The sequence below is a fragment of the Dyadobacter diqingensis genome (assembly GCF_024220585.1).
In the GTDB taxonomy this organism is placed as follows: Bacteria; Bacteroidota; Bacteroidia; order Cytophagales; family Spirosomataceae; genus Dyadobacter; species Dyadobacter diqingensis.
On record NZ_JAMXKF010000001.1, the window covers coordinates 862,678 to 888,537 of the forward strand.

Genomic DNA, 25,860 nt, shown 5'->3' on the forward strand with positions numbered 1-25,860 from the left:
ATAATTAAGACATTTTATTCAGAAGATCAGGATTTCGGTTTAAACCAAGGCACAAAAAATCGGGTTATCAAATCAGTTTGATTTAATAACCCGAACGACTAATAACAAAAGTCAATATCAGAGTTTAATCATTTTCTTGCGTATGATACGGCCGTTCTGTGTTTTAGCCTGAACGATATAATCTCCTTTTTTCAGTTCCGAAACATCGATCTGAGTTGGTGATTTCTCAACCAAAACTATTCTTCCTCCGTTATCAAATATAGTTACTTCCGCTACATCCGACCCTTCGGCAGATACTTCCACAGTACTTCCGGTTGGGTTTGGGAAAATATAATCGGCATGTTGTTCCTCCTTTTTGATCACCGCAATGATACGGGAAAACGCAAATGTACCGTCAAAGTCAACTTGTTTCAGGCGATAATAGACGATATCGCTAAACGGTTTTTCGTCGGTATATTCATAATCAACAAGTGTTTTAGTATCGCCCATACCTTCTCTTACACCAATGGTTTCGAAAGCCTGCGCGTCATCACTTCTTTGAATTTCAAAATAATCATTATTCGTTTCAGCTGTGGTCGACCATTCCAACAGATTTCTCTGGTTATCCAAAGTCTTAGCCTTAAATTTCACGAGCGTTACAGGCAGCGGAGTCGGTAAATCAGGAGTTTTCGCAAGCAATGGCTTGGAGTTAGCCAGGAAATTGGTAGAAGTGCTGGTAATCGCTTCGAACCATTTTTGTGCAGCAGCATTTTGACCCGCTACATTAAAATGGACATGATCTGCATTTCTTCCGCTATTGTCAATATCGTTAAGGGCTGCACCTTTCCATACATTGGTTGTACTCAAAATAATGGATTGCTGTGCATTTTCAAGATAAGTAATCCGGCCATCGGCCCATCCCGAAATAGCTACCATCCATGCCAAATCATTATAACCTGATTCCTGGCGGGTTTTGGCAATAACACCAATGTTATTCGTCCTGAAAGCCTGCTCTGCATTCGTTACAAACCGGTCGTTAACACCATGCCCCGACAAAATCCCCCGAAGTCCTGTTAAAGGAACATATTTTTTAAATCCGTTTCTGATGTTCACATAAGGCATTCTGATGTTGTAATTCACGAACGAGTGCGAGAAAGGAATATCATAAGCAGCCATATAAGTCTGTTCCATATTCGTACCACCAAAAGCAGCGCTGTAAAAAAGCACCGGCACTTTCAGCTGATTTACCAATAAGTCTCCGAGTTTACCCCAGAAGAAAGAAATATCTTTTACACCCGGCGCCATTCCGCAGTTTCCGCAAAGCTGAGAAAAAATCATCGGCGGCAATAAATCAGGATTACCCGTAGAAAAATAGGTGTTGTATTTATCAGGATCGATCGCCTGTGGATTGATCGAACTTACCATATCGCTTGAAGCGCCAATACTTGGGCTGGAACCGCCCGCAGCATTGGAGTGCCCAACGATGAAAAATACTTCGCCAACACCAACACGTTCTATCACGACTGGTGCTTCTATCTGCGCGCCACCTTTGATACCTCTCACTTCAAGGTCATATCTCCCTCCGATCGCTGTGAGACTACCAGAAAAAACGCCTCCCGTTGGATTTGAGCTGATCGTTGTCCACGCCACCTCCGTACCGGCTTCTCCTGAACGTGTTTTCAAATGGGCTTCGATACGGTCGACGGCTTTGGTAAAAGTACCCGTGATATTAATCTTTGCTTTGTTTGTCTGATCTCGCTGAATGACGATACGAGTCGATGGGAATGCTATTTTTATTGCCTGACCAAAAGAAACCGAGGTTGCCAGCAGGATCAGAAATAAAGCCGGAGCGTAAAATTTAAAATTCATAATTAGTGGTAATTGTGACAGAAAATGTCTGTCGTCCGAAACATTTTTTTCTTCTGGAAGGGCACAACAAATCCGCTCGGATAAAAAATTATCCTTAGAGATATTTTGCAAAAAAGAACCCGATAGAAATTACGTATCGTCAGGAACTGAAAAAAAACAGGAAAACATCATCAAAACCATTCGGCGATAGTCGAACAAAAACACTTGTTTTTCCCTGTGGAAAAACGAACCCAACAAAATTCAATTGATGATACTTATGATGAGGAGGTATAAAAGCAAATGCTGTGAAATCCATTTACCGAACCAAAACTACTGCTAGAATTTATTCTAAACAAATTACACAGCGACTATTTAATACTTTTATATTAAATATCAAAATTATTCTACACAATTTTCAAAAAGAGGTTACTTATAAATCTTTTTGTAGTACACTGAAACAGCGTTCAGTACATTGCCTGAAGGCACATAATCAAAGTTTTCCACGCATTGGGTTTTCTGTTTGGGCGCTTCCTTATTATCTTTGCAAAACTTTCTTATCCAGACGCAATGACAAAACTTTCAGTTCGGCACTTACTTGGAATTAAAAACCTGAACGAGAATGACATTCATACCATTTTAGATACTGCCACCCAATTCAAGGAAGTAATTAACAGGCCAATCAAGAAAGTCCCGTCCCTTAGAGACATTACCATAGCCAACGTCTTTTTTGAAAATTCCACCCGTACAAGGCTATCTTTTGAGCTTGCGGAAAAAAGACTTTCAGCGGATGTTGTTAATTTTTCAGCTTCGGGCAGCTCAGTAAAAAAAGGAGAAACTTTACTTGATACGGTCAATAATATCCTGGCCATGAAGGTCGATATGATCGTAATGCGCCACAGCAGCCCAGGCGCCCCCCATTATCTTTCCAGCCGCATTCCCGCTAATGTAATCAACGCTGGTGACGGAACACACGAACATCCCACACAAGCCTTGCTCGATGCTTTTTCCATGAGAGAAAAACTTGGAGACCTCGCCGGAAAAAAGATTGCGATCATCGGAGATATCCTGCATTCACGTGTGGCATTGTCCAATATATTCTGCTTGCAGAAACTGGGCGCGGAAGTAATGGTATGCGGACCGGCAACACTTATCCCGAAACATCTCGCTGATTTGGGTGTTAAAATCGGGCATAATGTGAAGGAAGCGCTTCAATGGTGCGATGTAGCCAATGTACTCCGTATCCAGCTTGAAAGACAGCAGATTAAGTATTTTCCTTCTTTGCGCGAGTATTCACTTTATTTTGGTATTACAAAAGCAATGCTTGATGAATTGGATAAGGAGATTGTACTGATGCACCCGGGACCGATCAATCGTGGTGTTGAACTTTCCTCGGACGCCGCTGATTCATCTCATTCCATTATTTTGAACCAGGTTGAAAATGGCGTTGCTGTAAGAATGGCGGCCTTGTATCTTCTCGCGCAACAATAAAATACGACATCGTTTTTCAGTATCAGGATTCCATAAACCGGTTTCCTGATTTCTTTTTTAAGGATTAACAACGAACCGTTTTTTTCTTACTCCCACGTTTACCCGCAGCCCAGGTTTTTTTGATATAATCGGGCGCAAACGGGACTTTACATGCGGTTTCACCCATATTAACACTTACTTGCCCTATTCTTTCGGCCACTACAAAAGCCTCTTCTGCAAGTGGCTCATAATGTGCGCCCATCGCGATCACAAAACCATTCATAGCATAACGAACCCGGTTGGGCGCTTGGTGAATTTCACGCTCAACATGAAAAAGCAGGTTTTCAATTTCATTTTTGTCCAGTTCTTCATCCGGTTTCAGCCGAAAGAGGTTACTCCACACGGCCCATCCGGCATCTGCTATCATTTCATGTTTTGAAGTAATCCATTTCCTGGCCACATCGATACCATAAGGACTTTCCGCTGCCACCCAGCCTACTGCATATTCACTGATCATGTACCAGTTAGCCCGTTTCACCCACTCGTCCAGCAAAGGTATTGTCATCAGCGACGGGTTTACCATCAGTCCTGCCAGGTACATCGCGTCAGAATTCCCGGTATCGTAAAGTGCCAAAGCAAGCGTATGATTATTTTTATTCCTTTTTAGAATCTTCTTCATATCACTGACCTTGACACCGTACAGCGGTTCATGAGCACCATGACTCTTGAACATTTTTACTACGGACTCATCGCCAAGCGAAGCGAGTTCGTTCATGACATCTTTCAACGTGTCCATACAATTAATTCTATTCCTTTTAAATTAAAATTTTTTCTTGCAATAACTTAAATTATTAGAACTAAATAATATATTTGCATTGGTATGCATGCATACTACTTACGCTTCATCAACATTAAATTTACACAATAAGAAAGCCATTACCACTTCATCAACAAGCTAAAAATGAATTACGAAACGATTTCTGTAACCATTGAAAACAATATTGGGTATGTAAAACTGAACCGGCCGGAAAAAGCCAACGCATTGAATCAAACTGCATGGAATGAGCTAAAATCAATCTTTGAAACATTAGACGAAAATGACGACGTGAGGGTTATTATTCTCAGTGGCGAAGGGAAGCATTTCTGCTCAGGAATAGATTTATCACTGCTGTTCACGGTCAGAAATACAGCCGAAACCTGCGATGCCAGAAAACGGGAAAAACTTCGAAAACAGATTCTGGAACTGCAAAGCCCTATTAACGCGATTGAAGCGTGCAGCAAACCTGTCATTGCGGCCATCACCGGCGGGTGCATCGGAGCGGGGGTTGATATCGTAAGCGCTTGCGATATGCGTTATGCGACGCATGAAGCCTATTTTTCAATCAAAGAAATCGATATGGGGATGGTGGCAGATTTGGGCACTTTGCAACGGTTACCCAAAATTATTCCCGATGGAATTACCCGGGAAATGGCGTTTACAGGCCGGCAGGTTTTCGGAGAAGAAGCCGAAAAGATAGGTCTGGTCAATAAAAGCTTCGAAAACAACGATATACTTTTTGAGAATGTAACCACCATTGCAAAAACAATCGCGGGAAAATCACCGGTTTCGGTTCGTGGAACAAAACACATATTGAATCACAGCCGCGACCATTCCGTTGCAGACGGACTAGCATATATGGCAACCTGGAACGCCGCAATGCTACTGTCGGAAGACTTGAATGAAGCCTTTCAAGCACAATCCGGGAAGCGTTTGCCCAACTTCAAATCCTGACATTTTAAAGCAATTTTTTAACCGCGCGGCGGACCGCTTTCAACCGTCGACAATACAATCTTAACTGATATGTCCTACAAAGAAGGAATGCTACGGGAAGGTGCCCTGGATGATAAAACAATTATTGTAACCGGTGGAGGAACGGGCCTGGGCAGATCCATGGCCGCTTATTTTTTAAAACTTGGCGCCAATGTTGTGATTTGCAGCCGCAGGTTGGAAGTTTTGGAAAAAACGGCAAGTGAACTGACCACAGAAACCGGAGGCCAGGTTTTACCGGTTGCCTGCGATGTCAGGAAAACCGAAGAAATTGAAAACGTCATCAGCAAAGCCATCGAAAAGTTTGGCAAAGTGGATGTGCTGGTCAATAACTCAGCCGGCAATTTTATCAGCCCGACTGAACGATTGTCCTATAAGGCCGTCGATACGGTTGTTGATATCGTTTTGCGCGGCACTTATTATTTTACGCTCGCGCTTGGCAAGTATTGGATTGACAATAATATCAAGGGAACCGTTTTAAATATCTCCACCACCTATGCCTGGACAGGCTCTGGCTGGGTCGTACCGTCAGCCATGGCGAAGGCGGGTGTACTGGCCATGACCAAATCACTGGCTTTCGAATGGGCAAACCACGGAATCAGGCTCAATGCCATTGCCCCGGGTCCGTTTCCTACCAAGGGGGCCTGGGACCGCCTTTTCCCAAAAGAACTGGCCGAAAAATTTTCTTTCGAAAACCGCATCCCTTTACAACGCGTGGGTGATCATCAGGAGCTTGCCAACCTGGCAGCGTATCTGGTTTCTGACTTTTCGTCGTATATAACAGGTGAGGTTATAACCCTGGATGGCGGCGAAGTGTTGTCTGCCGGTCAGTTCAATTTCCTGAAAGAGGTCAGCGAAGAACAGTGGGATGCCATTGAAAATCAAATAAAAAGTGCCAATCAGAGCAGCAAGAAATCAGAATAATAATTTTCTTCCGTTTTTATTGGGTAAATTTGCTGCTTCGTTCGTTATTTGACAAATGAAGATCCCTGGTATATGAAAACAACCTTTAGAATTTACCTTTCTCTGCTGTCAGTATTGTTCGTTGCAGGATGTTCGTCCTCCAATAAGACAATGAAAAAAATACCTGAGGCAGAAGTTCGCATGTCTAACCCTGAAACAGTTTCTGCACCTGAGGAACTGTCACTTGTGGCTATTCAAAGCAAATATCTGGTTAAGGACACCACACAGACACGTGTATTCCTGTATGTGGATGCACTGAAAGGCAAAAATTCTATTTCGGTCAGTGATTTCACACGGCTTTATAACCTTAACTATGTCATTTACTCAGATTACGGAACACGTGAGCGCCTGGGTTACGGCAATGTAAAACTTGACACAACCAATGTTTCAAAACTGGGCGACAAAATTGTTATCGGTTTTGATATTAAAAGTCCAAATAAAGAAACGGGTGTTTTGTTGAGTGAAATCAGTCAGACCGGTACTTTGAAAAAAGTACTTAACGACTTAACGATCCGCTTCAAAAAACAATCGGCCAGCGAATTATACGGAATTTACACGGCGGCCAGCACAGAACCTATACAGCGTCACTATATCAATTCGGGCACTTCATTTACCGTCAAAAGACTGAATCAGCAGCCAGGTACCTTGCATGTATTTTATTACGGGCACAGCTTTGATCCGGCTGGTTCACCAATGAATACTACGCCCAAAACGGTTTCAAAATCCTTGACAGTTGACAGTACTTTTACCATCAACACCAACGAATCAATTCAGTTTGCAAAGGAAGGTCTGTACAATATTTTTGCAGATACTACGCAGTCAGAAGGGTTAGGTTTACTCGTTGTTAATGAAAGATTCCCAAAACTTACCAAACCTGAATTACTGCTTGAACCGCTCGTTTATATGAGCACCAACGCAGAAATCAACGAAATTAAAAAAGCAGAAGAGTTTAAAAAGGCCCTGGATAAATACTGGCTTACACTGATGAATGGCAATGCGCCCTTGGCGCAGCAGTCCATAAGATCTTTTTATAGCCGTGTTGAAGAAGCCAATCAATTGTTTACCAGCTATAAAGAAGGCTGGAAAACAGATAAAGGAATGATCTTTATAGTTCTTGGCCCACCGGATAAAGTGCAGCGCAGCAAAGACCGGGAGGTTTGGACTTATGATCAACGTGCAAACGCACAGAATGTTAATTTTACTTTTAATCGCAGAACAAATCAATTTGTAGATGACCATTATGAGCTCGTTCGCTATGCCGAATATCAGCCAATTTGGTACCCTATTGTAGAAGCATGGAGAAACGGAACTATACGCTAAGAAAGCCCGCCCCTCGTCCGTCACAAGCCGACATGGTTTTTGGTACACAATCTGTACTGGAAACTTTGCGTTCAGGCAAAGAGATCGAACGTTTATTTATTCAGAGAGAGTTAGGTCTTAATGAAATTGAAAAAACAGCTAAGGAGCTTGGAATTCCTTATCAGCGTGTTCCGATAGAGAAACTAAACAGAGTTACCAGAAAAAATCACCAGGGTGTTATCGCCTTCGTATCCCCTATTCAGTATATGCCTTTGCATAACGTACTGACGCAGGTTTATGAAGATGGAAAGACACCGTTGTTATTGTTACTGGATCGTGTAACGGATGTCCGTAACTTCGGAGCCATCGCACGTACAGCAGAATGTGCCGGCGTTCAGGCGTTAATCGTGCCTACCAAAGGCGGAGCGCAGATCAATGCAGACGCGATGAAAACGTCATCAGGTGCATTGAACTTTCTTCCGGTTTGCCGCGAACCTAATTTATACGAAACATTATTGTACCTGCGTAACAGTGGCTTGCAGATCGTTGCCTGTACTGAAAAAACAGACAAATCACTTTACGATATCGACTTTTCAATCCCTACGGTAATCATCATGGGGTCGGAAGAAGATGGTATTTCAAAAGAATTTATCCAGCTGGCAGATAGCGGAGCGAGAATTCCGTTAAACGGACAAGTTGAATCGCTTAACGTGTCAGTGGCAAGCTCGGTTGTATTGTATGAAGCAGTAAGACAAAGAGTTGTAGCGAAAGTTTCGTAAGATTTTATTCCTTTTGAGATATTGGACGAAGACAAAAAAAGAAGTCAAGTTTTGAAAACTTGACTTCTTTCACGTTATAGCAATTTAGTATCGTTTCAAAACAATTCCTTATCCTGACGGAAATTCTTCGTAATCCAGCCGCCGCCAACGACGTCATCTCCTTCATAAAAAACAGCTGCCTGTCCGGGAGCAATGCCATTCACACCATCGTGGAAATTAACTTTGATCTTGCCCGGCTCATCCGGAAGTAACAATGCTGGCGTACCCTCATGTTTGTAACGCACTTTCGTTACCGTTTCCAAAGGTTTGGTAATACCGTCATATTTCTGCCAGTTTAATTTACCAACATACATTCCGTCGCGAAAAAGATCAGGCAAATCTCCTAAAACCACTTCATTGGTATCCTTCCGCACTTCCGTTACGAAAACCGGTCTTCCAAGCGCTATGCCTAAACCTTTGCGCTGGCCTACGGTATAAAACGGATAACCTTCATGTTTTCCAACCACAGTTCCGTCTTCATACACGAAATTTCCACCAGCCACTTCCGCTTCCAATCCGGGAATACGACGTTTCAAAAATCCACGGTAATCATTATCCGGTACAAAACAGATCTCATAACTTTCGGCCTTATTCACCAAATCGATGAAACCACGTTCGCGGGCCATTTCACGGATTTCCGTTTTATGTAAATATCCCAGCGGAAGTTTCGTGCGGCTAAGACTTTCCTGCGAAACGCCCCAAAGCACATAACTTTGATCTTTCCAGCTGTCAATACCTTTCGAAACATAGTGACGACCATCATTAAACTGCATATTGGCATAATGGCCGGTAGCAATAAACTCGCAATCCAGACGATCCGCACGTTTTAAAAGTGCATCCCATTTGATATGCGTATTACACAAAACACAAGGGTTGGGTGTACGTCCTTCAAGATATTCTCCCGTAAAATGGTCGATTACGTAATCGCCGAATTCCGTACGGATATCTAATATATAATGTGGAAATCCAAGTTCAACAGCAATACTTCTTGCATCATTGATCGAATCGAGGGAACAGCAGCCTGTTTCTTTTTTGGTACCGCCACTGCTGGCGTAATCCCAGGTTTTCATGGTCATACCAATGACCTCATAACCTTGTTCATGTAACATAACAGCGGCCAGAGAGCTGTCGATGCCGCCACTCATGGCGACTAAAATTCGTCCGTGTTTACTCATTGCGGGAATCTGCGAAGGTTGAACGCCTTCCGATTTTGATTAGTTTGAAAAATGCAAACAGAGAAAATTATCTGATTGGTTCCGCAAAGATAGGGAATTAATGGTTAAGGGTTAATTATTAATGGTTAATGCGCGTTCGCTTGTCTTCTTACAAACCCAAACTGATAGAACAATCGGGAGTCTGAGTTCTAAGAATACAAACTTTGGTATGCCGATAAATTCTGATGTGGCCTTCATTAACCCTTAACCATTAAACTCAAAGCCTCACCTGTCGAATCACATTTTTCACGTTCAGCTCGATGATATCTGTCATTGTCAGGCATTTATAATAGTCGGGATTATTATAATACTGGGCCAGGCCTGCACGCAGTTCAAGAATTTTTTCCGACGTCGATATTTTATCTTTTTTGGAAACATCTCTTAAAGCCGCCAGCCGGTGCCGCTCGCTTCGTACCTGATGCACAATGGAAGATTGTTCTTCCTGCTGATATTGCAGCACGGTTTTATCGGTCAAATGTTCCATCGCCAATTGTACATAGGGCAGATTCTCCTTGAAAAACTGAGGTTGATACACCTTTATATTTCCTTCATAAAACTGCTGATCAAAATCGATGGCACGCAGCCTGAACTGAAAATCGTCAAAATCCGGGGTGATCTGCATGACGAAATTATACGCCCGCATATCCCCAAGCAACGTAATCATGCAACGCTCATTAAACTTGACAAACTCTTTGGCAATACGTTTAGGGTTATAATCCGTATGATCCAGACGGGTTTTCGAAAAAACATCACCGGGGATTCCCGCAATATGTTCTTCAATTAAGGAATTGCCGTCGACAAGATAATTAACCTGATTCGGAGAGAATATTTCTTCCAGTTCCAGACCGTAAATCCGAGAAGCATCTGCTCGTTTCACATAAAAATAATCATAAATGTCATTCAGCCGGTTTACGATCTTGATGCGGAACGGATTGGAATTACCAAAGGTGCAATACTCGATTTTATCAATGTATTTATGCTCCACAATCCTGAGATTCCCGGAAGCCTTCAACATCGCATAGGCCTTTTTTAAGCCATTATGCAGCCTTTCAATATCATATGGAGGATATAACGGGCTTTCCCAAAGGGTGTCTTTTCCGTTTTTGTCGATAACCGGGAACGACTCGTAAAAGTTAAGCAAATCATTATAACCAACCGGCAAACGCGCCTCCCGTTGATAAGAACGAAGATATTTCCTCAACTCAACACTAACCGGATAAATCGGCTTCTTTCGTGAAATCTTAACATCGCTTTTCTCCATATATGCAATTTACAAAATATCACAGGCATTTTGGCAAACCTCAATTCACCGATCCATTTGAGCCGCAATATAAAATCTCTCAGTCTTTTGCCCGATCCGGCTTCACAAAACCTTCATCTGATTATCTTTTTTTAAGTTTTGTATACTGTTAACTTTATATTATCTGTTGACAAGAAAAGATTAACCCAGTTTCACTCCGATAACGATAAGCAAACATGAAAAATGAACTGTATGGACTTGTTGTTTGTGGCGGGCAAAGCACACGAATGGGAAGCGACAAAAGTTTGATTGATTATCATGGAAAACCGCAGCGCTACTATGTTTATGAAATGCTGGAATGGATTTGTGATAAAGTTTTTATTTCCTGCAATCGCACGCAGACGGAAGGCGTCACCAAACCCTATGAAATCCTGGCAGACTTGCCCGCCTATGACAACATCGGGCCTATGGCAGCATTGCTGACCGCCTTTAAAACATTTCCGGATCACGATTTTCTGGTCGTGGGCTGTGATTACCCCTATATCAGTAACAAAGATTTAAAAGAATTTCTCAAATCCCTGGATAGTAAAACAGTGGCTTCTGCCTTTTATCAGAAAGAAAACGCAATATATGAACCCCTGCTCGCCTGGTATTCCCGAAAATCCGGTGCCGAATTGGTGACTATGTTTAATAAACAGCAATATTCGCTGCAACATTTTTTAAGAGAACACAACGCGGGGAAATACGATCCGCCAAGGCCAAAAAATATCGTCAGTGTGGATACGCCGGAGGAATATCAAACCGCAAAAGAGCAAATAACCCGAAAAAGTCAGTTTTAGAATACAGTACATGCAAAATAATCCGGTCAAATACATCACAGTCAAACGAGTCAGTGCCGGCAACGTTGTCGATTCCGACGATCAGCTCGCAGTAGAAGAGCCGCTGGAAATCAAGGTAAAATACCATCATGAAGGCATTCAGATTATCAAAAGCATTTCAGTAACCATGCGGACGCCGGGAAACGATGCAGAACTTGCTGCCGGATTTCTGTTCACAGAAGGTATCTTCAAAAATCCTGGTCAGATTATTGACATTCAAACGGATTTATTTGATGAAAATAAAGTAACGGCAACCTTCGCGAAAGATGAAATTCCTCAGCTGCAAAGTGTTGAAAGAAATTTTTATACCACGTCCAGCTGCGGCGTTTGCGGCAAAGCGAGTATAGACGCCATCAAAACAGTTTCAGCGTATCGTGACGAGGAGGATAACATTCAGATTCCGGCCGGTTTATTTTACAGTTTACAAAATGCTTTAAAGGAAAGGCAGGAAGTTTTTCAGAATACGGGCGGCCTGCATGCCTCCGCATTGTTCGACCAGCAGGGAAATTTTCTGTTGTTACGTGAGGACGTGGGGCGGCATAATGCCCTGGATAAGGTAATTGGTACATCATTTTTAAACCAAAACTTACCTTTAAGAAACTCGATCCTTTTGCTCAGCGGCCGGGCAAGTTTTGAGCTGATTCAGAAAGCAAGTATGGCCGGAATCAAGATCGTTGCAGCCATTGGCGCACCATCGAGTCTGGCATTACAGCTTGCAGAAGATTTTGGTATCACCTTAATCGGTTTTTTGGGAAACGAAAAATTTAACATTTACACTGGCAGTCAGCGAATCATCGTCTGACCTGTCTCTTGAATAAATCGCATGAAAATACGCATTCAGGGTAATTCGATCCGGATAAGGTTGTCAAAACCGGAAGTGGACAAACTTGCCAACGAAGGAGTTGTGGAAGAAAAAACTTCTTTCGGCACTACCTCCTTTGGTTACCGCCTCAAAAAAAGTGAAACGATAACGTCCTTATCGGCCTCCTATGAAAATGACAGGATTACGATGGAGGTACCGGCATCCTTGCTGCTAGAATGGCCCACAAATAATGTTGTGGGATTCGACGAAAATGTGCAGATCAGTGAAACTGAGACGTTATATCTGTTACTGGAAAAGGATTTCAAATGTTTGGATAATACGACTGAGGATCAGTCTGATAATTTTGATAACCCGAACAAAACCTGTTAGTTATGAGCTCCGAAAATGCACCTATCCCTGGCGCCGAGAATCCAGAAACCTTCACCGGCCTGAAAAAGGGTAAAATCAAAACAATAGCAGCGGGCATCCCCGCAGTTGTTTCCAGCATGGAGAAAGTGATCGGCGAAGCAGGTTTGGGAAGAGGTATGAAGGCACTCTGGAGCCTTAATAAAAAAGGCGGATTTGACTGTCCGAGCTGCGCCTGGCCTGACCCTGACGACGAGCGTTCGGGCATCGCCGAATATTGCGAAAATGGCGCAAGAGCAGTGGCGGAAGAAGCCACGGCCCGGAAACTAACGGCCGGTTTTTTCGTGGAAAATTCCGTTCAGGATCTGGCTCAGTTATCAGACTATGAAATTGGCGGCAAAGGCCGGATTGCCCAACCCATGTTTTTAGCAAAAGGTGCGAGCCATTATCAACCTATTTCGTGGGATCATGCTTTTCAAAAAATTGCAGGCTCGTTAAATAATCTGACCTCACCGGACGAAGCCGTTTTTTACACGTCCGGGCGCACAAGCAACGAGGCGGCATTTTTGTATCAGCTTATGGTTCGCCAATATGGCACCAATAATCTGCCGGATTGCAGCAATATGTGCCACGAAAGCAGCGGCGTTGCGTTGGGCGAATCGCTGGGAATAGGGAAAGGATCCGTAAAACTTGCAGATTTCTATGAGTCGGAGGTGATCATTATTCTGGGTCAAAATCCGGGCACGAACCATCCACGTATGTTAACCGCCCTGCAAAAGGCAAAAGCAAACGGCGCGAAAATTATCTCGGTTAACCCTCTACCGGAAACCGGTTTAATTGGTTTCAGTAATCCACAGACCATCAAAGGTATTCTGGATATCGACACTTCGCTAACAGATCTTTTTTTACAAATCAAGATCAACGGCGATATGGCGCTCTTGAAAGCGATTCAACAATTGCTTATTCAGGAAGATGATAAAAATCCGGGGTCTGTTTTTGACCTTGATTTTATAGCAAAAAACACGATCGGCGTTGGCGATTTTAAACAACATATCAGGGAACAAAATCTTGACGAACTGGTTGAAATATCGGGTATTCCTTTAAGTCAGATCAAGGAAGTTGCTGAAATTTTAAAAGGAAAAAGCAAAATCATCGCCTGCTGGGCAATGGGGCTGACGCAGCACAAGAATGCGGTGGATACCATCAAGGAAGTTGTCAATTTGCTTCTGTTGAAGGGAAGCATCGGCAAACCCGGCGCCGGAACCTGCCCCGTTCGCGGCCATAGCAATGTACAGGGTGATCGGACCATGGGCATTTTCGAGAGACCTTCGGATATTTTTCTGGATAAGATCACAGCGAATTTCAAATTCCCCGCGCCAAGAAAACACGGTCTTGATGTCGTGAACAGCATAAAAGCCATGCATGCCGGCAAGGCAAAGGTATTTTTTGCAATGGGCGGTAATTTTTTATCTGCAACGCCAGACACGATTTTCACGGCCCAGGCATTGAGAAACTGCCAGTTAACGGTACATGTTTCTACAAAGCTGAACCGGAGCCATCTGGTTCATGGTGAGGAAGCTATTATCTTGCCTTGTCTGGGTCGGAGCGATATAGATATGGTTAACGGAGAAAACCAGTTTGTTTCCTGCGAAAATTCCATGGGTGTTGTACAGTCGTCCAAGGGTGTCCTGCAACCCATATCGGATGATTTACTGAGCGAACCAATCATCGTTTGCAGACTAGCGAAAGCCTTGTTTGGTAATTCCGGACCAGTAAACTGGGATCAGTATGCACAACATTATGATACCATCCGTGAAGCGATCGAACAAACGATTCCCGGATTTGAAAATTATAATGAACGGGTAAGAGTTCCGGGCGGTTTTTACCTTCCGAATTGTAACCGCGAAGGAAGCTTTAACACGGCCTCACAAAAAGCACACTTTAACATCGCACCGGTAACTAGACTGCCGATGGAAAAAGACGAGCTGATGATGATGACCATTCGCAGCCATGACCAGTTTAATACCACGGTTTATGGGCTGAATGACCGTTATCGCGGTATTTACAATGAGCGGCGGGTTATATTGATGAATGAAAAAGATATAACCAATCGCGGTTTAAGCGATGGGGATATCGTTGATCTGATTAACAACCACGACGGGATTCAGCGGATTGCCAGCAAGTTTATCATTGTCAAATACCCGATTCCCGAAGGCTGTTCGGCCACTTACTTCCCCGAAACCAATGTGCTTGTACCGGTAACCAGCGTCGCTGACAAAAGCAACACACCTACTTCGAAACAGGTCATTTTAAAAGTAAAAAAACATCTTGCATAAATAAACGTTAAAAACCGTTTATTCCGCTCAGGCAACCCAGGGATTAATCCTGGGTTGGTTCCTATCTTTCTCTTCCCCTTCTTCATATTTCTATTTTATTGATCCAGGTAGCCCCGAACACGCTATCTCTCAAAATAATAACACTTTGATTTGATAACTTAATAAATTTAAATTTTATTTGTAATCAATAAAGTAAAATAAAATATTAAGTTTTGCTTGATCTTCAAAATTCCTAAACCCTTAATAAGTTGAATGCTTTCAAATTAAACCACTGGATATTTCTGGCAGGTGCAATCGCCTCGATTAGCTTTGCTAATATCCTCAGCGAAAAACCTGTACCGACTGACTTTTCTCCGGCTACGACGCAAAGTTTGGCTGAGAATGCACCCGACAGCAGCCGTTTCACACATATGATGCTCGCGCAAGGGCTCGATGAGCCGATGGAAATGGCCATTTTGCCAAATCTGGATGTGGTGATCGTTGAGCGAAAAGGGGCTGTAAAATTGTACGACGACAAAGAAAAACAGCTCAAAACCATCGCTCATCTTAATGTATTCAGCGGAATTGAAGATGGTTTGCTGGGTGTGGCAGCTGATCCCGATTTTGAAAAGAATCACTGGATTTACTTTTATTATGGTGTGGCAGGAAGTAAAAATGTCAGTCAACTGGAACGTTATGAGCTGACTGGCGGACAAATTAATGTTGCATCAAAAAAAGTCCTGCTTCAAATACCGACACAACGAACCTATTGCTGCCATTCAGCGGGTTACCTTACTTTTGGCGCTGACGGATTATTGTATTTATCCACCGGCGACAATACCAATGCAGAAGAAATCGAAGGACATAATCCGACTGACGAGCGCCCTGGCAGACAACTTTCTGACGACCAGGGAACAACGGCAAACAGCAAGGATTTCAGAGGCAAAATCCTTCGCATTAAACCAGAAGCCGACGGGACTTACTCCATACCGGATGGCAATCTATTTCCTAAGGACGGGTCATTAGGATATCCCGAAATATATGTCATGGGCTGCCGGAATCCGTTCCGTATGTCTGTTGACCCGAAAAATAGTTTTGTTTACTGGGGTGATGTAGGCCCCGACTCTAACGTACCGGCGGAGGAAAACTTTCTTAGTTATGATGAAATCAATCAGGCCCGAAAACCCGGCTTTTTTGGTTATCCGTATTTCCTGGGAAATAATGAAGGCTTCCCTAAGTATGACTTTGCAACAAAAAAGGAAGGCCCAAAACAGGATCCCCTGCACCCGATCAACAATTCGCCAAATAACACCGGAGTAAAAGAGTTGCCGCCTGCACAGCCTGCAATGATCTGGTATGGCAAAGGAGAATCAAAACGCTGGCCGATGGTCGGCAAGGGTGGTGCAAGTGCAATGGCCGGGCCGGTTTATTACCGCGATTTATACCCGAATGCCAAATACAAACTCCCCGAATATTATCACGGAAAGCTTTTTATCTACGAATGGATCAGAAAGTGGATTATGGCCGTGACACTGGATAAAGACGGAAACTACGTAAGCATGGAGCCATTTTTGCCTCATTTGAAGGTGATAGCGCCTATGGATATGAAAATCGCTCACGACGGCGCTATTTACATGCTCGCTTACGGGACAAACTGGTTTGCCAAAAATACAGACGCGGGTCTGATCCGTGTGGAATATTCAGAAGGAAACCGCAATCCGATGGCTGATATTCAAATAGACAAAAAGTATGGGGCAGCGCCGATGACTGTTACAATGTCTGCTGAAAAATCCAAAGATTATGACCCCGCCGACCAGCTGTCGTTTGAATGGAAAATTGGAAGCGAAAAACTTACCGGAAAAGAAGTAAAACATGTTTTTACCAAACCCGGCGTTTATGATGTTTCCCTTACCGTTTCGGATCAACATGGCGGAAAAGGAGTTGCCACCACGCAGATCAAAGTAGGCAATACCCCACCGGACATTTCGATCAGCAGTAATGCAAACCGCAGTTTTTACTGGGACAACACCCCTTTCGATTACAAGATCAGCGTCAGAGATTCAGAAGATAAAACAATTGACAGAGCTAAAATCACAGCGTCTTTTAACTACCTGTCTTTTGGCAAGGATCTGGCCTCGGCCCTTTCTGGCGCCAACCATGGCAACCTTAAATACGCAGCTACCGAAAAACTTTACGCTTCCCTGGATTGTAAGGCCTGCCATACTCCGGATACCAAATCCATTGGACCAGCTTTGAAAGAAATAGCTAAAAAATACGCGGGTAAGGAAGGTTATGATCAAAAACTGGCTGAGAAAATTATAAAAGGAGGAAGCGGAAACTGGGGTACCTACCCTATGCCGCCACATATGGATCTGCCGGAAAAAGATGCAAAGGAAATTGCAAGATATATTCTCTCGCTGGCAGAACAAAAAACGCAGCTTCCACTACAAGGACAATTAAAGTTAGCCGAACATATCGGTCAGGGCAAGGAGGGTGCCTATGTGCTGCAAGCTGGTTATACCGATAAAGGTGCCAACGACATTGAACCGCTCAAAGGCAGCAGCCATATTGTGCTTCGCAACCCATTGGTACAGATGGAAGATTATGAAGAAGGCAGTGCCAATGTGGTCATTGCGACCCTGAACACGGGTTATGTGTCGTCCATCTGGGGAAAAAACGGAAAATTTGTAAGTTTCAAGCAGGTAGACCTGACCCATATTTCCAGAATAAAAATCAGGTTGCAGGAAGAAGGCGCTGGCGGACTTATTGAAGTACGGAAAGGAAGCAGTACCGGTCAGATTATTGGGAGTTTAAATGTTCCGCAAGGACATGTAAAGGATGTTAAAACAGACTGGAAAGAATTTGAAGTAGCTTTAAAACCGACCGCGGGAATTCATGATCTGTACTTTACATTTTCAAATCCCGACAAGTCAAAAGTGGGCCTTTTCTTCCTTGACTGGATTTATTTCGAGAGAAATTAGCCGGTTGTTCCTCATTTTAAATTTTATCCCTGATCCCTATGTTTTCACACAACCGCCGCCATTTCTTAAAAATATCAACCTTCGCCAGCGCAGGCTTAGGCATCATTCCTTCCCTTGATGCTTTCAGTTTTTCAAATACGCCGGCCGAAGGGAAACGCATTGGTATCACCGGGCTTGACACATCCCATAGTGAGGTTTTTACAAAAATGATCAACAACGGCGGAGCCGAAATGAATGGCTACAAAGTTGTTGCTGCCTATCCCCACGGGAGCCGGGATATTGCCTCGGCCATCAATATGAAACCCAAGATTACCGAAGCTGTGAAAGCACAGGGCGTTGAAATTGTTGATTCCATTGAAGCGCTGCTGGCCAAAACGGACGTGATCTTGCTGGAAAGTAACGATGGACGCCCCCATCTTGAACAGGCATTACCCGTGTTTAAAGCAGACAAGAGTCTGTTTATTGATAAACCCATCGCTCCGTCTTTGCGTGAAGCACGTGAAATTTTTAAAGTCGCCAGTCAATATAACACCCCACTTTTCACTTCTTCCGCATTACGTTTTGATCCAAATGTTCAAAGAGTAGTGGCTGGCTCCATTGGCAAAGTTACCGGCGCGGATGTGTACACACCGGCAGAAATCGATAAAAACCACGCAGATCTGGCCTGGTATGCTATCCATGGCATTGAGATGTTATTTACCGTGATGGGGCCCGGCTGTAAGCAAGTTTCCCGTGTCCACCGTGATGGTACCGACTTGGTAACAGGCGTGTGGGAGGATGGCCGGATCGGAACCGTTCGGGGAATCAGGAATGGCGCTTCAAACATTGCAGGCACTGCTTTCGGCGAAAAAGGCATTGCTCCACTAGGTCCATTTTCTGGTTATCAACCTTTGGTTGGTGAGATTATTTCGTTTTTCCAGACTGGTAAACCGCCTGTTTCAGCCGAACAAACTTTGGAAATATTTACCTTTATTGACGCAGCCGATAAAAGTAAAAGCAAAGGTGGAAAACCGGTTTCTATGTAACTTGGAGAGATGTCGGCAAATTCTTAATACAAAGCTAACACCCTGCCACCCTAAATATATTACTTTCGCCGCCTGGCCGTCTTTCCGAAAACGAATAGATTAAGCCAAAAAGCGTCTTGTATTAAAAACATTAATTTCTTTGCAATGAAAAAAAATATTCTTGTTTTCACAGCCTTATTGTTCTGCCTGATCACATTCGAAGGTATGTCTCAAAATAAATCAAAAGTTATTGCCCACCGCGGTGCCTGGAAAAACACCGGAGCAACAGAAAATTCAATTGCAGCGCTGGAACACGCAATCAAATTAGGCTGTTACGGCAGCGAATTTGATGTACACATGTCAGCGGATTCGGTGCTTTTTGTAAATCACGACCATACCATTAAGGGAACGGATATAGAAAAATCGACCGCTCAGGAATTGTCACAGATCAAACTGGGTAATGGAGAAAGCCTGCCTACCCTTGAAGCCTACCTGAAAGCAGGCAGCAAACAAAAGAAAACGCGTCTGATCCTGGAAATAAAAACCTCTCGGATCAGCAAAGAACATTCGCTGGCGTTGACCAGAAAATGTGTTGAAATGGTTAAGGCACTTAAAGTTGAAAAAATCACGGACTACATCGCTTTTGATTTCGATGTTTGCCTGAAGGTTAGAGCACTTGCGCCAAAAGCACACGTAGAATATCTTAACGGCGATAAAACACCGGCAGAAATTCAGGCTGCAAACCTCTCAGGTACAGACTATCACTATTCTGTTTACAAGAAAAACGAAAACTGGATCGACGAACTACAAAACAAAAAGCTCGCTATCAACGTCTGGACTGTCAATGACAAATCAACGATGCAGTGGTTTGTTGATAAAAAGGTTGATTTTATCACCACCAATGAGCCTGAATTGTTGCTGGAATTGGTTAAATAACCCAGTTCAATACTGCGTCGATCGGGTAAAATAAAAGTGCGCGATAAGTGAAATAGGGAGTCCAACACCAAGAATGATGATACTGATCCCGATCATTGTAGCGCCCGGCTCCATGGGTAACATCCCTGAAAACGCGATAGGAAGCACGATCAGATTCATGACCATCCAGATAAAAATGCCATACACGATGCCGCTTATCACACCATGCTGACGCAAAAATGCGAGACGCGGGTAGATAAAAAAGTAGAAAAGCGTAAACATCAGTGAAATGGCAAAATGGAAGACAATACCTAACGCTGCCATTTTTATCCCGCCTTCATAAGCAGCCTTGCCAAAGGCACCGCTGGCAACGGACTGAAGGATTTTAACGGCTGTGGTTTTGTCAAGAAATACGGAGTAAACGATAATGGCAAGAACAAGATCCAGCAAACCAGCCAGAAATGCTGCCAGGACAATTGTCGGAAACGGAGAACGATCATTCATAGCGCTTAATGTTACTGATTTACGCAATTAAGCTACAAAATATTCGTCTTTTTTTAAAATATTTTTGTACAATATTTTACACTTTTAATGCTATCCTGTTTAATTATGGTGTTTGCCCTGTAATCTGACCTATACTATTGAATGTCAGGATAAAAGTATGATCACATGATTAAAGTATCCAAAGGATACTCATCTGTTAGATATACAAAAACAAGGTCAGCATCCGGTACATAAACGTACCCGATGCTGACCTTAAATTTTACCAAATATAAGGACTGTCTATCTACAAAAACATTCCTCCCGAAGCCTCGATTCTTTGCGCGGTGATCCACCCCGCCTCTTTGGAACATAGAAAAGCAACGATGCCACCAATATCTTCCGGCATCCCCACGCGTCCCAGCGCGGTGATCGAATTCATATAACCTTCCAATTCCGGATGAGCATCAAAAGCCTTTTGGGTGAAATCGGTATGAATGATACCCGGAGCTACAACATTCGCAGTTATCCCGCGCGCTCCGACTTCTTTTGCCAGATATCTCGTAAAGACTTCGATAGCGCCTTTCATGGATGCATAGGCTGCGTAACCCGGCGTGGCGAACCGTGCCAGCCCCGTTGAAAGGTTAACGATGCGCCCTCCATCGGCAATAAGCGGCAGTGCTTTTTGTGACAGGAAATACACGCCTTTGAAATGGATATTCATCAGGTCATCGAAATCCTGCTCGGTAGTGTCCTTAATGGCAGATGCGCGATCGATTCCCGCATTATTGATCAGAAAATCAAAAGTAGAACGTTGCCATTTATGATCAAGTAAAGCCGTAATAGCAGCGAAGAAATGATCAAATGATTTTGAATCGGCAACATCAAGCTGTAACGCCGCCGCATTGCGTCCCAGTTTTTCAATCTCAGCCACTACTGCATTGGCCTCATTGTCATTGCTGCGGTATACGATAATGACATCATTCCCTTTTTGCGCCAGGCTTAAAGCCATATTTTTCCCTAATCCTCTGCTTCCGCCGGTTACAAGGGCTATTTTATTCGTTGGTTCCATCTGATTTATTTTAAATTTTGATGGAACAAAGTTACTAGGCGGCCTATCCTCTGAATTAGCGGATTTCAAATCAGAAATTGCAAAAATCAAATCTACGCTCTGAAAGTCTTCGGCGTCAAACTGGTGTGCTTTTTAAAAAGATTGTTAAAATGAGAAGGTTCATCAAAACCCAGACAATAGGCTATTTCAGAAATATTCCAATCCGTGTGTTTCAGCAAAATTTTAGCTTCCTGCACAATCCTTTCAAGAATGAGCCCGGTAGTGGTTTTACCGGTCATTTCTTTTAGTACTTTATTGAGATAATTGACATGAATGGAAAGTCTGTCTGCATAGTCTTTGGCTGATCGCAGTTTCAGTTTTTGATGCGGAGGCTCGACCGGAAATTGCCTTTCCAGCAATTCCATAAATAAGGAAGATACTCTTCGGAATGCGTTGGTCTCAACATGCAGGCCTGAAACCGGTTGTAATTTTTGCCCCGTATGGATTAATTCCATCACATAATTACGGATCAGATCATATTTGTAAGCATAGTCAGAATCCAGTTCCCTCAGCATTTTACCAAAAATTGCCTTTACTTCTTCAATCTGTTCAGGGTTCAGGAAAAAGATGGGATTACCTCCCGGCTGAAAAACCGGGAATTCAGAAACGGGTTTTCCGATATTGCCCTGGGCAAAAAAGTCTTCCGAGAAAATACAGAATATCCCTGACTGCTTTTCGTCCAGCGAATGGTAGTTATACGGAATCTGCGGTGTGGCAAACAGTAAAGCGTTGTCCTCAATATCGATTACTTTATCTGCGTATTCGGCGCGGTTTTTACCAATAATCAAACTGATTTTGTAATAGGCTCTCCGGTTATAAGGCATTTTCGTTGAACCCGATTCAAAGACTTCCTCAGTTTTGAAAACATTAAAATGTCCAATCTCTTTTTGAATCCGCTCGGGAATCAGTAGAGAAGCCTGTTTATAAAAATCCTGAACTGTGATGATATCTGCCATGAGATAAAGTTACAAAATTCAATTCTGAAACTTCTGAATCGAATTGTTGATTTTTTCAATCCGGTCGGTGGTGACGGGATGTTTTGCAGCCATGTCAGTATTTTCCTTGATCGTTTGTAATACGCTGACGAGTGATTTTGGATCAAATCCTGCTCTCACCATGTACTGAATGCCCAAATCATCTGCTTCTATTTCATCCTCCCGGTCGTATGTCAGCGCTGTAAAATCTTTGAGATATTTTGCCGTTTGCCTGGCTGTGTAATTGATTCTGGTTACTTGGTTCGTATCGCCAGGCATGTCCAGAAAGCTCCTTCTTAAAATCTTTTCCGATGCATGTCTGCCAATTACATGCCCGATTTCATGACTCAGAACGCCTGCCAATTCATTATCGGTTTTAAGGTTTTTAAACAAACCGCTTGTCATAAATATCTGGCCGCCGGGTAACGCAAAGATACTTACTGATTGGGAGTCAGCTAAAATGTGGAAGTCAAACTGATAAGGCGATTTTCCGGCAGATGAAGTTGCCACGAGTTTTCTTCCGATGCGCTTTATTTTTTCCTGCAATAGGCGGTCTCTGAATAACCCGCCAAATTCTGCTACCAGCTGGGGAGCGCATTCTATGCCCAGGTTTACTTCCTGTTCAGGGGATAGACTTATTGCCTGCGCTTTGCCGGTTTGGGGATTAATTTGTTTTTTTCTGAAAATGAAAAGGCTGCTTATCGCTGCGATCGCGATAATAGGAATGATGATAAAAGCTGCTTTCGAGATTTTCATTTTGCTATTTATTCAACGGATTGAAATCCGTTGCTACAATATCGGTCTTGCCTACGGCAATGGTTCGTTCGTTGTAAGTGTAAAAAGTTGCTGTGATATCGGCTTGGCTATGGTTCGTTGTAAATGTAAAAAGTCCTGTGCAAAACACAGGACTTTTTGTGACAACAGAAACCGGATTTAGCTGATTTTTGCGATTTGCAGCTGTCCGTTGGTTTCCTGCCAGGCGCGGATCACCTGTGTCAATTGTTTATATTCAATCAAAAATCCGTCGTGGCCATACAAGGAATCAATTTCCTGAAAAACTGCGTCAGGAATATGTCTTGCCACAAATTGCTGCTCCGTGAGCGGAAACAACAGGTCCGATTTTATTCCTAAAACCAGTGTTTTGGCTCTTACCAGTCCGAGCGCATGCACAATCCCGCCCCGGTTTCTTCCCACATTATGAGAATCCATAATTTTAGAAAGTGCCCAGTAAGAATATGCGTTGAAACGGTTTACAAATTTATCACCCTGATATTGCTGGTACGACGATGCTCTGAAATCATCAATCTGATCCGGATTATCCCGGGCTTGTGTAAAGTTATAGGTATCATAGTTGCGGTAAGAAAGCAACGCCATCGAACGTGCCGCGCGCATGCCCATTTTACCGGCATCTTCATGATTTTCTTTCCAGGTCTGATCTGCTTCAATAGCCATCCGTTGTGACTCATTGAACGCAACACCCCATGGAGAGTGCAGTGCATTGGATGCAATTAAAATCAGTTCTTCAAATAAATCGGGAACCTCAACCGCCCATTCAAGCGCCTGTTGCCCTCCCAATGATCCTCCGATACACATTTTAATTTTACGTATGTTAAGCTCCTGACGCAGGATTTCCAGCGTACCTACCACATCCTTAACCGTTATGATTGGAAAATCATGAAAATATGGTTTTTGCGTAATAGGATTCACAGACAGCGGTCCGGTAGATCCATAAGCCGATCCCAGAACGTTAACACAGATAATAAAATCTTTCTCTGAATTGAAATATTTCCCGTCACCTACCAAGCCATCCCACCATTCAGCGGCATTGGAGTTTCCGGTTAATGCATGACATATCCAGACAATGTTATCATCTTCCGGATTTCTGGTACCGTAGGTGGTGTACGATAGTTCAAAACCAGGTAGTTCACGTCCCAATTCCAATGAATAGGCATAGGGATATCTAAAAATCTTTTGTTCCGCTTGCATACGTGCCAAAGCACAAAGTTTAAATTCTACAACTATTTAATGGTGATGAAGCAGCTTCAAAAGCTGCTTCATCACAGATTTCATTTCTTCACAGCCTCAAAAGCCTGTTGAAGATCAGCCTTAATATCATCAATATGTTCAATACCCACAGACAACCTCAGCAATCCCGGAGCAACACCGGCGTCTTCCTGAGCTTTCTCGGAAAGCTGCGAATGGGTGGTACTTGCCGGGTGAATGATAAGGGTTTTGGAATCACCCACATTCGCCAAATGACTTGTCAGTTTCACCGAGTTCACAAAATTATCCGCCGCTTCTTTACCCGCTTTCAGTTTAAATGAAAGCACAGAGCCGGCACCTCTGGTCAGATATTTATCAGCCAGTGTTTTATATTTATTACTTGCCAGTCCCGGATAATTTACAAATTCAACATCCGGATGCGCTTCAAGCCAGGTGGCTACGGCCAAAGCATTTTCGCTCTGACGTTCCACACGAAGCGTCAAAGTTTCCAGTCCCTGAAGTAACAGGAAGGAGTTAAACGGACTTTGAGATGGTCCCCAGTCACGCAATCCTTCCACCCGGGCACGGATGATAAACTGAATATTGCCAAAAGGTCCGTTCTTACCAAAAACATCGTTCAGCACCAGGCCATGATAACTCGGCGAAGGCTCGGTAAACTGCGGATATTTTCCGTTGCCCCAGTCAAAAGTACCGGCATCGACGATCACACCGCCCATTGTCGTTCCGTGTCCGCCAATCCATTTCGTAGCCGATTCAACCACTACGTGTGCGCCCCATTTGATAGGCTGGCAAATGGCACCGCCTGCGCCAAAAGTATTGTCAACAATAATCGGTAAATCATATTTTGCTGCCAGTGCTGCGAAAGCCTCAAAATCCGGAACGCTGTAACTTGGGTTACCAATCGTTTCCAGATAAATCGCCTTGGTCTTATCGTCAATCAGTTTTTCAAAGCTGGATACGTCATCACCATCGGCAAAACGCGCTTCCACCCCAATATTCTTGAAAGAGTTTTTAAACTGGTTATAACTTCCTCCGTATAAAAAAGAAGTCGTAACGAAGTTGTCCCCTACCGTTGTAATATTATTGATGGCAAGAAACTGCGCAGCATGACCGGATGCAACGCCCAAAGCAGCAACGCCGCCTTCCAGTGCCGCGATCCGTTTTTCAAAAACATCAGTCGTCGGATTCATGATCCGGGTGTAGATGTTACCGAATTCTTTCAAAGCAAAAAGATTTGCTCCGTGCTCAGAGTTGTTGAAAGTGTAAGACGTTGTCTGATAAATGGGCACTGCGCGCGCATTTGTAACAGGATCCGGCTCCTGACCTGCATGTAACTGTAATGTTTCGAATTGATAAGTGGTGTTTGACATAACTTTTTGAAAGGTTTATTTGTGC

22 protein-coding genes are annotated in these 25,860 nt (G+C 43.4%); 12 read left to right on the forward strand and 10 right to left on the reverse strand.

The window, feature by feature from the left end; genetic code table 11:
* Window positions 1–117 precede the first annotated feature (117 nt).
* Window positions 118–1,848 (reverse strand): T9SS type A sorting domain-containing protein, encoded by a 1,731-nt coding sequence (locus tag M1L62_RS03480; RefSeq protein WP_254411614.1) that lies wholly within the window; start codon window positions 1,846–1,848, stop codon window positions 118–120.
* A 546-nt stretch (window positions 1,849–2,394) separates the two neighbouring features.
* Between M1L62_RS03480 and M1L62_RS03485 the strand changes: the two genes are divergently transcribed.
* The gene (locus M1L62_RS03485; RefSeq protein ID WP_254411615.1) at window positions 2,395–3,315 is read left to right on the forward strand and encodes an aspartate carbamoyltransferase catalytic subunit; all 921 of its coding nucleotides are present in this window, start codon (window positions 2,395–2,397) and stop codon (window positions 3,313–3,315) included.
* 64 nt (window positions 3,316–3,379) lie between these two features.
* Here M1L62_RS03485 and M1L62_RS03490 read toward each other — a convergent pair whose 3' ends face one another.
* Window positions 3,380–4,090, reverse strand: a complete 711-nt coding sequence (locus M1L62_RS03490; RefSeq protein ID WP_254411616.1) for a DNA alkylation repair protein — start codon at window positions 4,088–4,090, stop codon at window positions 3,380–3,382.
* A gap of 165 nt (window positions 4,091–4,255) precedes the next feature.
* On the opposite strand from M1L62_RS03490, the gene M1L62_RS03495 reads away from it, so the two are divergent.
* The 4 genes from M1L62_RS03495 (at window position 4,256) to rlmB (ending at window position 8,142) form a co-directional block, all read left to right on the forward strand.
* Complete coding sequence (locus tag M1L62_RS03495; RefSeq protein ID WP_254411617.1) at window positions 4,256–5,065, forward strand: crotonase/enoyl-CoA hydratase family protein; 810 nt, start codon at window positions 4,256–4,258, stop codon at window positions 5,063–5,065.
* A gap of 69 nt (window positions 5,066–5,134) precedes the next feature.
* The gene (locus M1L62_RS03500; protein ID WP_254411618.1) at window positions 5,135–6,025 is read left to right on the forward strand and encodes an SDR family oxidoreductase; all 891 of its coding nucleotides are present in this window, start codon (window positions 5,135–5,137) and stop codon (window positions 6,023–6,025) included.
* A gap of 150 nt (window positions 6,026–6,175) precedes the next feature.
* Entirely contained in the window at window positions 6,176–7,384 is a 1,209-nt protein-coding gene (locus M1L62_RS03505) for a GWxTD domain-containing protein (protein ID WP_254411619.1), read from the forward strand.
* Window positions 7,360–8,142: a 23S rRNA (guanosine(2251)-2'-O)-methyltransferase RlmB gene (rlmB, locus tag M1L62_RS03510; protein ID WP_254411620.1), complete on the forward strand. Its 783-nt coding sequence runs from the start codon at window positions 7,360–7,362 to the stop codon at window positions 8,140–8,142. Before M1L62_RS03505 ends, rlmB begins: the two co-directional genes overlap by 25 nt.
* A 95-nt stretch (window positions 8,143–8,237) precedes the next feature.
* Here rlmB and mnmA read toward each other — a convergent pair whose 3' ends face one another.
* On the reverse strand, window positions 8,238–9,356 hold the full coding sequence (gene mnmA, locus M1L62_RS03515) for a tRNA 2-thiouridine(34) synthase MnmA (protein WP_254411621.1): 1,119 nt from the start codon (window positions 9,354–9,356) through the stop codon (window positions 8,238–8,240).
* Between the two features lie 256 nt (window positions 9,357–9,612).
* Window positions 9,613–10,656: a hypothetical protein gene (locus M1L62_RS03520; RefSeq protein ID WP_254411622.1), complete on the reverse strand. Its 1,044-nt coding sequence runs from the start codon at window positions 10,654–10,656 to the stop codon at window positions 9,613–9,615.
* Between the two features lie 215 nt (window positions 10,657–10,871).
* Here M1L62_RS03520 and mobA point away from each other — a divergent pair, with 215 nt between their 5' ends.
* The 7 genes from mobA to M1L62_RS03555 all read left to right on the forward strand — a co-directional run bounded on the left by mobA (window position 10,872) and on the right by M1L62_RS03555 (window position 19,917).
* Window positions 10,872–11,474 carry a molybdenum cofactor guanylyltransferase gene (mobA, locus tag M1L62_RS03525; RefSeq protein ID WP_254411623.1) on the forward strand — a complete coding sequence of 201 codons (603 nt, stop codon included), beginning with the start codon at window positions 10,872–10,874 and terminating at the stop codon, window positions 11,472–11,474.
* 10 nt (window positions 11,475–11,484) lie between these two features.
* Entirely contained in the window at window positions 11,485–12,315 is an 831-nt protein-coding gene (gene fdhD / locus M1L62_RS03530; protein WP_254411624.1) for a formate dehydrogenase accessory sulfurtransferase FdhD, read from the forward strand.
* 21 nt (window positions 12,316–12,336) lie between these two features.
* A complete protein-coding gene (locus tag M1L62_RS03535; RefSeq protein ID WP_254411625.1) occupies window positions 12,337–12,705 on the forward strand; it encodes a DUF7009 family protein in 369 nt (122 codons plus the stop codon).
* A gap of 2 nt (window positions 12,706–12,707) precedes the next feature.
* Complete coding sequence (locus M1L62_RS03540; RefSeq protein WP_254411626.1) at window positions 12,708–15,017, forward strand: FdhF/YdeP family oxidoreductase; 2,310 nt, start codon at window positions 12,708–12,710, stop codon at window positions 15,015–15,017.
* A 248-nt stretch (window positions 15,018–15,265) separates the two neighbouring features.
* Window positions 15,266–17,977, forward strand: a complete 2,712-nt coding sequence (locus tag M1L62_RS03545; RefSeq protein WP_254411627.1) for a PQQ-dependent sugar dehydrogenase — start codon at window positions 15,266–15,268, stop codon at window positions 17,975–17,977.
* Between the two features lie 38 nt (window positions 17,978–18,015).
* Complete coding sequence (locus M1L62_RS03550; RefSeq protein ID WP_254411628.1) at window positions 18,016–19,002, forward strand: Gfo/Idh/MocA family protein; 987 nt, start codon at window positions 18,016–18,018, stop codon at window positions 19,000–19,002.
* A gap of 144 nt (window positions 19,003–19,146) precedes the next feature.
* Window positions 19,147–19,917, forward strand: coding sequence for a glycerophosphodiester phosphodiesterase (locus M1L62_RS03555; RefSeq protein WP_254411629.1), 771 nt, complete (start codon window positions 19,147–19,149; stop codon window positions 19,915–19,917).
* Between the two features lie 6 nt (window positions 19,918–19,923).
* On the opposite strand, the gene M1L62_RS03560 is transcribed toward M1L62_RS03555, so the two are convergent.
* The 6 genes from M1L62_RS03560 to M1L62_RS03585 all read right to left on the reverse strand — a co-directional run bounded on the left by M1L62_RS03560 (window position 19,924) and on the right by M1L62_RS03585 (window position 25,835).
* Window positions 19,924–20,400, reverse strand: a complete 477-nt coding sequence (locus M1L62_RS03560) for a DUF1440 domain-containing protein (protein ID WP_254411630.1) — start codon at window positions 20,398–20,400, stop codon at window positions 19,924–19,926.
* A gap of 283 nt (window positions 20,401–20,683) precedes the next feature.
* Complete coding sequence (locus M1L62_RS03565; protein WP_254411631.1) at window positions 20,684–21,448, reverse strand: SDR family NAD(P)-dependent oxidoreductase; 765 nt, start codon at window positions 21,446–21,448, stop codon at window positions 20,684–20,686.
* Window positions 21,449–21,540: 92 nt separating this feature from the next.
* Window positions 21,541–22,443, reverse strand: a complete 903-nt coding sequence (locus tag M1L62_RS03570) for a helix-turn-helix domain-containing protein (protein WP_254411632.1) — start codon at window positions 22,441–22,443, stop codon at window positions 21,541–21,543.
* 18 nt (window positions 22,444–22,461) lie between these two features.
* On the reverse strand, window positions 22,462–23,217 hold the full coding sequence (locus M1L62_RS03575; RefSeq protein WP_254411633.1) for a M48 family metalloprotease: 756 nt from the start codon (window positions 23,215–23,217) through the stop codon (window positions 22,462–22,464).
* A 177-nt stretch (window positions 23,218–23,394) separates the two neighbouring features.
* Window positions 23,395–24,447, reverse strand: a complete 1,053-nt coding sequence (locus M1L62_RS03580; RefSeq protein ID WP_254412061.1) for a homoserine O-acetyltransferase family protein — start codon at window positions 24,445–24,447, stop codon at window positions 23,395–23,397.
* A gap of 80 nt (window positions 24,448–24,527) precedes the next feature.
* On the reverse strand, window positions 24,528–25,835 hold the full coding sequence (locus M1L62_RS03585) for an O-acetylhomoserine aminocarboxypropyltransferase/cysteine synthase family protein (RefSeq protein ID WP_254411634.1): 1,308 nt from the start codon (window positions 25,833–25,835) through the stop codon (window positions 24,528–24,530).
* Between the last annotated feature and the right edge of the window lie 25 nt (window positions 25,836–25,860).

What these genes read in the sequence shown, in the direction of transcription:
- M1L62_RS03485 (WP_254411615.1), top strand. Translation starts at nt 2,395, where the DNA reads ATGACAAAACTTTCAGTTCGGCACTTACTTGGAATTAAAAACCTGAAC.
- M1L62_RS03565 (WP_254411631.1), bottom strand. Translation starts at nt 21,448, where the DNA reads ATGGAACCAACGAATAAAATAGCCCTTGTAACCGGCGGAAGCAGAGGA.
- M1L62_RS03575 (WP_254411633.1), bottom strand. Translation starts at nt 23,217, where the DNA reads ATGAAAATCTCGAAAGCAGCTTTTATCATCATTCCTATTATCGCGATC.
- M1L62_RS03580 (WP_254412061.1), bottom strand. Translation starts at nt 24,447, where the DNA reads ATGCAAGCGGAACAAAAGATTTTTAGATATCCCTATGCCTATTCATTG.
- M1L62_RS03560 (WP_254411630.1), bottom strand. Translation starts at nt 20,400, where the DNA reads ATGAATGATCGTTCTCCGTTTCCGACAATTGTCCTGGCAGCATTTCTG.
- M1L62_RS03540 (WP_254411626.1), top strand. Translation starts at nt 12,708, where the DNA reads ATGAGCTCCGAAAATGCACCTATCCCTGGCGCCGAGAATCCAGAAACC.
- rlmB (WP_254411620.1), top strand. Translation starts at nt 7,360, where the DNA reads ATGGAGAAACGGAACTATACGCTAAGAAAGCCCGCCCCTCGTCCGTCA.
- M1L62_RS03480 (WP_254411614.1), bottom strand. Translation starts at nt 1,848, where the DNA reads ATGAATTTTAAATTTTACGCTCCGGCTTTATTTCTGATCCTGCTGGCA.
- M1L62_RS03500 (WP_254411618.1), top strand. Translation starts at nt 5,135, where the DNA reads ATGTCCTACAAAGAAGGAATGCTACGGGAAGGTGCCCTGGATGATAAA.
- M1L62_RS03535 (WP_254411625.1), top strand. Translation starts at nt 12,337, where the DNA reads ATGAAAATACGCATTCAGGGTAATTCGATCCGGATAAGGTTGTCAAAA.
- mobA (WP_254411623.1), top strand. Translation starts at nt 10,872, where the DNA reads ATGAAAAATGAACTGTATGGACTTGTTGTTTGTGGCGGGCAAAGCACA.
- M1L62_RS03550 (WP_254411628.1), top strand. Translation starts at nt 18,016, where the DNA reads ATGTTTTCACACAACCGCCGCCATTTCTTAAAAATATCAACCTTCGCC.
- M1L62_RS03570 (WP_254411632.1), bottom strand. Translation starts at nt 22,443, where the DNA reads ATGGCAGATATCATCACAGTTCAGGATTTTTATAAACAGGCTTCTCTA.
- M1L62_RS03520 (WP_254411622.1), bottom strand. Translation starts at nt 10,656, where the DNA reads ATGGAGAAAAGCGATGTTAAGATTTCACGAAAGAAGCCGATTTATCCG.
- fdhD (WP_254411624.1), top strand. Translation starts at nt 11,485, where the DNA reads ATGCAAAATAATCCGGTCAAATACATCACAGTCAAACGAGTCAGTGCC.
- M1L62_RS03495 (WP_254411617.1), top strand. Translation starts at nt 4,256, where the DNA reads ATGAATTACGAAACGATTTCTGTAACCATTGAAAACAATATTGGGTAT.
- M1L62_RS03555 (WP_254411629.1), top strand. Translation starts at nt 19,147, where the DNA reads ATGAAAAAAAATATTCTTGTTTTCACAGCCTTATTGTTCTGCCTGATC.
- M1L62_RS03505 (WP_254411619.1), top strand. Translation starts at nt 6,176, where the DNA reads ATGAAAAAAATACCTGAGGCAGAAGTTCGCATGTCTAACCCTGAAACA.
- M1L62_RS03490 (WP_254411616.1), bottom strand. Translation starts at nt 4,090, where the DNA reads ATGGACACGTTGAAAGATGTCATGAACGAACTCGCTTCGCTTGGCGAT.
- mnmA (WP_254411621.1), bottom strand. Translation starts at nt 9,356, where the DNA reads ATGAGTAAACACGGACGAATTTTAGTCGCCATGAGTGGCGGCATCGAC.
- M1L62_RS03585 (WP_254411634.1), bottom strand. Translation starts at nt 25,835, where the DNA reads ATGTCAAACACCACTTATCAATTCGAAACATTACAGTTACATGCAGGT.